This is a genomic window from bacterium (assembly GCA_020440705.1).
Lineage (GTDB): Bacteria > Krumholzibacteriota > Krumholzibacteriia > LZORAL124-64-63 > LZORAL124-64-63 > JAGRNP01.
This window is the reverse complement of sequence record JAGRNP010000093.1, coordinates 1-8,503: the sequence shown is the minus strand read 5'-3', so window position 1 is coordinate 8,503 and position 8,503 is coordinate 1. Positions and strand designations below refer to the sequence as shown.

5 protein-coding genes are annotated in these 8,503 nt (G+C 69.4%); 1 reads left to right on the top strand and 4 read right to left on the bottom strand.

Features of this window, described 5'->3' with window-relative positions; all coding sequences use genetic code 11:
* From KDM41_13145 to KDM41_13130, 4 genes are all read right to left on the bottom strand, one after another.
* A partial coding sequence (locus KDM41_13145) for a haloacid dehalogenase-like hydrolase (GenBank protein ID MCB1184373.1) occupies positions 1 to 721 on the bottom strand: 721 nt, incomplete at its 3' end.
* Between the two features lie 127 nt (positions 722 to 848).
* Complete coding sequence (locus KDM41_13140) at positions 849 to 3,260, bottom strand: sigma 54-interacting transcriptional regulator (protein MCB1184372.1); 2,412 nt, start codon at positions 3,258 to 3,260, stop codon at positions 849 to 851.
* On the bottom strand, positions 3,250 to 3,624 hold the full coding sequence (locus tag KDM41_13135) for a hypothetical protein (GenBank protein MCB1184371.1): 375 nt from the start codon (positions 3,622 to 3,624) through the stop codon (positions 3,250 to 3,252). Before KDM41_13135 ends, KDM41_13140 begins: the two co-directional genes overlap by 11 nt.
* 539 nt (positions 3,625 to 4,163) lie before the next feature.
* A complete protein-coding gene (locus tag KDM41_13130) occupies positions 4,164 to 4,772 on the bottom strand; it encodes a hypothetical protein (GenBank protein ID MCB1184370.1) in 609 nt (202 codons plus the stop codon).
* A gap of 242 nt (positions 4,773 to 5,014) precedes the next feature.
* Here KDM41_13130 and ccsA point away from each other — a divergent pair, with 242 nt between their 5' ends.
* A complete protein-coding gene (gene ccsA, locus KDM41_13125; GenBank protein ID MCB1184369.1) occupies positions 5,015 to 8,491 on the top strand; it encodes a cytochrome c biogenesis protein CcsA in 3,477 nt (1,158 codons plus the stop codon).
* Positions 8,492 to 8,503: the final 12 nt, after the last annotated feature.

Genomic DNA, 8,503 nt, shown 5'->3' with positions numbered 1-8,503 from the left:
CAATGCTGCCCGGCTTGTTCTCGTAGCCGTTGTTGTGCTGCTCGGCGCCCCGGCGGAGGACCGATCGCCCGTCCTCCACGCCGTACTCGCCGGCGGTCCAGGTGCCGATCACCCGCCCGGGGGCGATGCCGAAGCCGGCGGGCGCCACGGCCCGGATGTACTCCTGCGTACTGGCCGTGACGATCCACACCTGGAAGCCGTGGGCTTCGAGGAGATCCTTCAGCTCGATCATGGGGGCGTAGTAGAGACGGTCGACCGGGACCCCGAACCGCTCGTGGGGATTCCGCGCGACCCAGGCCCAGGCCGAGTCGCGGTAGGCGCCCATCTCCATGCCGGCGAAGGCCGCGTTCATGCGGGCATAGGCCTCGGTCCAGCCCACGGCCTTCAGGGCGTCGCGGTCGTCGGCCAGCCAGGCGGCCAGGACGGGGTCGGCGCCGTCGGCCCGGCCTTCGGCGACGAAGGTCCGCAGCAGATCCTTCTGGAAGGCCGACGAGCCGCCGTGCGGGCGCTCGCAGGCGCTGGTGCCGTCGTTGTCGAAGACGGCGATCCGCTCGGCGGGGGGGATGTAGTCGGGCCCGCCTTCGCGCGTGACGTCGGCCAGCCAGGCGAGCAGGGCGCTGCGGACCGGCGTTTCGCGCCAGGAGGGGAGTTCGTCGGCGCGGGCGGGTGCGCCCAGGAGCAGGCACACAGCGAGCAGGAGCAGGATCCGGACGGAACGCATGGGCGACCTCGCAAGACGGGATGAGGAGCGGAATGGCCCGGCGGCAAGGGCCGCCGGGCCAATCTACGTTCGTTCGGCGCCGCCGTCTAGTTGGCGGCGGGTGCGTGTTCGCCGGGCCGGCCGTCCGCTACGACGCCGGTCCCGACTCCGCCTGCCGCAGCCAGCGGTACAGCGTGACCCGCGAGATGCCCAGGTTGCGGGCGACCCGGGCCTTGTTGCCGCCGGTGCGGGCGATGAGGTCGTCCAGGGCGGCGCGGGTCAGGCCGCCCGCGCGGCGGCCGGCCGGGGGACGCTCGGCGAAGGCGAGCCGCCGTCGGCCGTCGCTCCCCTCCTCGACGGCGAGGGTGAGCGGGCGACCGAGATCGCGCAGCAGCCAGGCCTGCTGGGCCAGGGTCTCGAGTTCGTCGGCGTTGCCCGGCCAGCCGTGTTCGGCCAGGCGGCCCAGGTTCTCGACCCCGAGCAGGGTCCGGGCCGGCAGGCTCGAGCCCTCGAGGCGGCAGAGGAAGTGGTCCAGGAGGGGCACCACGTCCTCGGGGCGCTCCCGCAGGGCGGGCACGTGCACCGACATCAGCCGCAGCCGGAAGTAGAGGTCCTGCCGGAAGCCGTTGCGGTCGGCGAGGCCCGCCAGGTCGGCGCTGCTGGTGGCGATCAGGCGCACGTCGCCCCGCTGCTCGCGGGCGGTGCCCTCGGGGCGGTAGATGCCTTCCTGGATCAGGCGCAGCAGCCGGGCCTGCAGGTCCCGCGGCAGGTGTTCGATCCCGGCCAGCAGGAGGGTGCCGCCCTCGGCCTGACTGACGAGTCCCGGCGTGGCCTGGCCGTCGACCAGATGGCCGAAGATCTCGCGGGCGAGCCCGTCGCCGCCGGGCGCCGCGCAGTCGACCCGGATGAGGGGCCGGGCGCCGCGGTGGCTGTTCTCGTGGATGCGGTGGGCCAGCAGTTCCTTGCCGGTGCCGGGTTCGCCGCTCAGGAGCACCGGGGTGCCGTAGCGGGCGAAGCCGTCGCAGCGCCGCAGCACCTGCTGCATGGCCCGCGACACGGCCACGACGCGGCTCGTGACCGCCCGATGCGTGGCGAAGCTCGCCGACCAGGACTTGTGCTCGGCCCCGAGCAGGCGGCGCCGGGCGATCTCGCCCAGGTGTTCGGCGATCTCGCGCACGAGCACCGGGCTCTCGGTTTCCTGGCCCCACTGCTGGGCCCGCAGGCCGTGCTGCCAGGCCGCCTCGAGGACGGGCCCCGACTGGCCCCCCACCTGGCCGGCGTCGATCCGGCGCAGCAGCAGGCGCGACAGCTCGTAGCTGGCCACCATGGCTTCGTAGCGGGCGTCGAGTCCCTGCAGGCCTTCGAGCGCCGTTTCCAGCTCGCGCTGGGCCAGCTGCCAGCGGCCGAGCCGGGCGGCGTTCACGCCGAGGCAACGGTGGATCACCGCGGTCTCGAATCCGTCGCCGACCTCGCGGGCCAGTTCGAGGGCCTGGTGCAGGACGGCTTCGGCCTCGCGGTGGGCGCCTTCGCGGTCGAGGCACTCGCCCCGCCGCCGCAGCAGCTCCATGACCAGGTCGCCCCGCGGCGCCAGCTCGCGCGCCACGGCCAGGCCGCGCGAGTAGTACATGCGGGCTTCGGCCGGCCGGTTCTCGTCGCGGAAGACGTCGCCCAGGAACTCCAGGGCGAGCACCTGCTCGCGGCGGTAGCCGTGCTGCTCGGCCAGGGCGAAGGCGTCGAGCAGGACCGCCCGGGCGGCGAAGTACTCGCCCTGCAGCCGCCGCACGTTGCCCAGGGCGATCAGGGCGCGGCACGTCATGTCCGGATGCGGCCGGACGAGCTCCAGTTCCTTTTCCAGCAGCTCGACCGCCAGGGCGTAGTCGCCCTGCTTGTAGCAGACGATGGCCAGGTTCTGGTAGTTCTGCGCCATGCGGGCGGGGGCTTCAAGCCGCGTGTTGATGCCGAGGCTCTTCTCGAACCAGCGCCGGGCCTCGGTCAGGCGGCCGAGGGACAGGCAGGTCCAGCCGAGGAAATTGGCCGCGACGGCGCAGCGTCCGGGCTCGTCGAGCACGGTGAAGGCCGAGCAGGCGAACTCGACGTGGCCGAGGGCGTCCTCCAGCCGGCCCTGCCAGCGCAGGGACGCGCCGAGGATCAGGCGCAGCTCGGCGTGGTCCAGGTCGGCCGGATCGACGCAGGTCGTCAGCAGCTCTTCGGCCTCGGCGGCGATGGCCTCGTGGTCCTCGGCGTAGAGCCGGGCGTTCAGGTCGATGACGCGGGCCGTCACGTCGCCGGACGGCACCAGACGCGCCTCGCGGGCCGTGCGCAGCCAGGCGCGGGCGGCGTCCGGATCCTTGCGCTCGATCAGGCACCATGCCCGCAGCAGGGCGGCGTCGCGCCGGGCCGGGTCGGCCAGCAGCTCGGGGGCCTCGAGCAGGTCGTCGAGGGCCAGGAGGGCGTCGGCGATGCGGCCCTGACGGTACGCCAGCCGGGCCTCGTGGTAGGCGGCGGGGACGCCGGCCGCGCCGGCCGCACCCGTCGCCGGGGTGCGGAGGTCACGGCGCATCGTGGAACCTCCCGTAACGGTCCAGGCCTCCGAACGCGCCGAGCCATGCGCCGCGCGGAATCAGGACGACCGTCAGGCGACCGGTGCCGGCGTCGGGCACGAAGAACGGCAGCACGTCGCCGCTCCAGCCCGCGACGAACGACGCGGTCTCGGTGACTTCCTGCCCACGCGGGTCGTTCTCGCCGGAATCGCCGCGGTCGGCCGCCGGGTCGAGCACCCCGTCACCGGGATCGCCCTCGCAATCGCTGGTCATGCGGTAGGGGGTCTTGGCCAGGGCCGGCGCGAAGGCGCCGCTGAGGGTCAGGGCCGCGAAAAGGAAAACGAACACGAGCGCCCGCAGGCGAATCTGGGCACGGATGATCATGCTGGCTCCTGGGAGGGGGAGCGGGGTCCCTGTGAAGCCGGATGAGCTCCGTCTGATCCGGGGGCCGGTTGCGGAAGGGCCGTGGCGTCGGCTGTTCTCCTCCCGCGGGGCGCGGCCGCAGCGAGTTCGATTCGTCGCCAGACTAGCACCAGTCTGACGAAACGGTCAAGAAATTTTTTGTTTTGAGAACTTAACTCAAACTTTCGTCATGAAAATGGGCAAAATAGGTGATGCTGTATTTGATGATATGTGAGAAATGTGTAACGCGCCAGGTGTCACATTGGCACGGCCGTTGTCATCGGCAGGATTTTCCGGTTGCAGAAAACCGTAAGGGGCAGAGTCCGCTTGCGGGCCGATCCGGAGGCAGGAAAGTCCACACCCTGACAGGGAACGAGGCGGAATGTGACGATTCTCCAAGTCACGATGGAGGGCCGGGAAAGCCGTTTGCGGGGCCGGAAAAGGCGGACGGGGTTGCCCCGGAAGAAGGGACGCCGGCCCCGCGGGAGGGGACCGGCGTCGGATCGCGGGGCCGGGGAGAACTAGTCCTGGTACCAGCGCAGCGTCATGGCGAAGACGTGGTTCTCGGTCACGGCGTCGGCGGCCGGGCCCAGGTCGCCCACGTCGACCCGCGTGTAGTCGTAGGCGAAGCCGAAGGCCGCGGTGCCGCTGACCCGGAACTCGTAACCGACGCCGAGGGTGGTCAGCAGGCCGCTGCCCTTCTCGTCGATGCGGTTCTCGGTCAGGACGGTGTTCACGTACAGGTCGAGGGAGCCGGCGCCCAGGCCGCCCTTGGCCCAGAAGCCCTGGCCGGTGGGGTACCAGTACACCTCGGCCGCGAAATTGAAGTTGGTGGCCGTGGCCGGCACGCCCACGTTGTAGCTCCGCTTCCAGCCCGAGAGCCCGATGAAGCCGACCAGCTTGTCGCTGCGGGCCCAGCCGATCTTGAAGCCGCCGGTGAAGGCCTCGACGTCGTGCTCGACCGACAGCTCGCCGAGGTCGTAGTTGACGCCGTTCCAGCCGTAGCCCAGGTCCAGGCCCAGGACCATGCCGTCGCGGTCGTGGCCGCCCAGGTCGAGGGCCGAGGCGTCGGCCGCCGCGCAGAGGAAAACGGGAACACAGAGGAGGAGCAGCAGGTTGGTCCGGGTCATCGGAGACTCCTTGCGGGGACGGGGGGCAACGCCTTAAGTGCGCCGAATTTAAGCGAAAGGCCCGCGGCAGTCCACCCTACAGGTGGTTGTGAAAATAATCGCAACCTGTTCCGATTTTTGCGGCGCGGGTGGGGGCGAGACACTATATTTCCCCCACCAAAACACTGGTAAAATAGAACGGGAATTTTCGATTTCCTGTTCCCCCGGGAAACCGGATCCTGTCAGCCCTGGATGGTCCCATTGTGAACGGATTCTTCAAGAACCCCGTCGTCGCCTTCCTCTCGTCCCTCAAGCTGAGCGCCTTCCTGATGGCCGTGGTGGCCATCTCCTCGGCCCGCGCCACCTTCATCGAGTCGCGCGTCGGGCGCGACGGCGCCTACGATCTCGTCTACGCCGCCACCTGGTTCGAGATCGTGCTGGGCCTGCTGACGATCAGCCTGATGCTGCTCTTCTTCCGCCGCTGGCCCTACAAGCCGAAGCAGCTGGGCTTCGCCTTCGTCCACGTGGCCATCGTGGTGATCCTGATCGGATCGGCCATGACGCGGTACATGGGCTACGAGGGCCTGATGCGGATCCGCGAAGGCGAGACGGTCGACTACATCTACTCCGACAAGGACCACATCCAGGCGACCCTGGGCAACCAGACGGCAAGCTTCCCGGTGCGGCTGTGGAAGCCCGACGCCAACGACATCTGGCAGAAGATCGTGCTGCAGGGCCAGGAGTACGAGCTGGGCGTGACCGAGTACTGGCCGCACTTCACCGAGGTGTACCAGGAGGGTCCGGGCGGCCCGGCGGGCTTCAACTACCGGGTCGTCGGCCACGACCACGACGGCGGCCACGTGATGCGCGAAGGCGAGAAGGCCACCATCGGCGCGGCCGAGGCGCGCTTCGTGAGCGGCGGCGAGTTCGGCGGCCCCATGTCGACTTCGCCCTACGGCGACCTGCGCGTGAACATCGACGGCGAGCCGTGCGCGTTCCCCCTCGATCCGCGCGGCAACACCCCCATGGCGTGCAACGGGTACACCTTCCGCCTCGCCGAGTACCAGACGGCCTTCAAGGTGGGCGGCGAGCCCAACCTCGACGGGCCCATGACCAATCCCATGGTGAAGGTCGCCATCACCGCCCCCGACGGCAGCACGGGCGAGCGCATCCTCTTCGCCTACCATCCCGACTTCTCCATGGGGCACAGCGGCGGCGAGGACGACTTCCCCGGCCTGAACCTGATGTTCCAGGTCAGCCGCGGCATCGAGTTCACCACCGGCGGCGAGACCGGCATCCGCGCGCGGGCGTCGTTCGACCTGGTCGGCATGGACATGGGCAACAACGAGGAGTTCGCGCTGCCCGCGGGCGAGCCGTTCGCCCTGCGCGAACGCGTCGTCTACCGCGACGACAGCGGCGACGTGAGCTTCGCACCCATGCGCATCATGACCTCGGTCGTGCTCGCGCCCGCCCACAGCGAGAACGCCAACAACCGCGCCGCGGCACGCATCGTGCTGCGGGACGCTTCCGGCAACCAGGTCGACGCGATCTGCATGGAGCAGGACCGGCCCCAGACGGTCAGCCTGAACGGGCAGACCTTCGAACTGGCGTACGGCCCGACGATCCGCAGGCTGCCCTACGCCGTGCGGCTCGACGATTTCGTGCTGGACACCTACCCCGGCTCGGACAACCCCGCCACGTACGAGAGCTACGTGACGCTGATCGACCCGGAGCAGGGCATCGAGGGAGAACAAGTGCACATCTACATGAACCACCCGCTGGATCACCGCGGCTCGCGGCACTTCCAGTCGTCATACGATACCGATCGGCGGGGCACGATCCTGTCGGTGAACCATGATCCCGGCAAGTGGCCCACCTACTTCGGCTACTTCCTCATCTCGCTGGGCTTCATCCTGATCTTCGCCAAGGACCTGCTGTTCAAGTCGGCCGCGGAGAAGAAGAAGGCGCGGGCCGAGAAGGCGGCGGCGACGGTCGGTGCGCTGGCCCTGGTCGCCGTGCTCGCCGGGGCCGCCCCCGTGCAGGCCCAGGACGACGGGCACAACCACGACCACGCGCCGGCGGCGTCCGGCTTCGTGAAGCTCTCGGGTCCGGCCCGCGACCTGGCCTCGCGCCTGGTCGTGCAGGACTTCCGGGGCCGCATGAAGCCCCTGGACACCATGGCCCGCGAGACGGTGATCAAGGTCACGAAGATGCCGGCCAACATGAAGTTCGAGGGCCGGGAGTCGGTGGACCTCTACCTGAACTGGACCATGAATCCGACCTTCTGGTGGGACAAGGACCTGATCTACCTGGGCTTCCCCGGCCTGAACGACGTGCTGGGCGTGTCGGCGGACACGAAACGGGTCTCCGCCGCGAGCCTCTTCGACGCCCAGGGCCGCTACCGTCTGGCCGACCTGGCGGCCGAGGCCCACCGCACGCCGGACCGGGACCGGACCAAGCTGCAGCGCAAGCTGATCAGCTTCGACGAGCGCTTCAACATCCTGTACATGACCTTCCGCGGCCAGATGCTCTCCATCTACCCGGTGCCGGGCCACGACAACGACAAGTGGCTCGACTACCAGCAGGTCGAGAAGCAGCTGACGCCGGAGCAGGTCGCCGAGTACCAGCCGGCCTTCGCGGCGCTGCTGCAGGGCCTGCAGTCGGGCAGCGACCAGCAGATCATGGACGGCCTGCGGCGCACCGACGCGCTGCAGCACAAGTACGGCGCCTCGGTGCTGCCGTCGCAGGCGGTCCTCGGCGCGGAGCTCTTCTACAACAAGGCCAACATCTGGTTCTACACCATGATGGGCCTGCTCGTGCCGTCGGCCATCCTGATGATCCTGTACCTGGTGAACCTGTTCCGCAATGCCGGCCGGCCCTTCACCTGGCGCAATCCGGTCTACGCCCTCGGCATGGGCCTGTACCTGCTGTGCTTCGCCGCGATGATCGTGGCGTACATCGCGCGCTGGATCGCCTCGGAGCGCATCCCCATCTCCAACGGCCACGAGTCGCTGCTCTTCATCAGCCTGGCCATCGCGGCTTCGGGCCTGATCTTCGACTTCAAGTACCGCATGGCGGCGCCGGCGTCGCTCGGCGCGTTCCTGACGGCCGTGATCCTGGGCGTCTCGACGCTCTCGACCTTCGACCCGGCCATCGGCCCGCTGGTGCCGGTGCTCGTGTCGTACTGGCTGAACATCCATGTGACGATCATCACTTCGAGCTACGGCTTCCTGGGCCTGAGCGCGCTGATCGGCACGCTGATCCTGTTCCTGACCCTGCTCAAGGGCCCGCACCGGGAGAACGTCCGCGACGCCATCAAGACCCTCGACAACATCAACAAGCACGTGCTGATCACGGGGCTGGGCCTGCTGACGGTGGGCACGCTGCTGGGCGGCGTGTGGGCCAACGAGTCGTGGGGCCGCTACTGGGGCTGGGACGCCAAGGAGACCTGGTCGCTGATCACGATCCTCGTCTACGCCGTGGTGCTGCACTTCCGCTGGATCCCGGCCATGCGCTCGGTGTGGCTGAATTCGGCGGCGAGCCTGGCGGCCGTCTCGTCCGTGGTGATGACCTACTTCGGCGTGAACTACTTCCTGACGGGCTTGCACAGCTACGCGCAGGGCGACGCCGCCAAGGTGCCCGACTGGGTCTTCATCGGCACGGGCCTGATCATCGCGCTGATCACGGTGTCGGGCATCGTGAACAAGACCAGGAGCTGGGGCGACAAGAAGGCCGCCTAGGCGGCCGCGGCC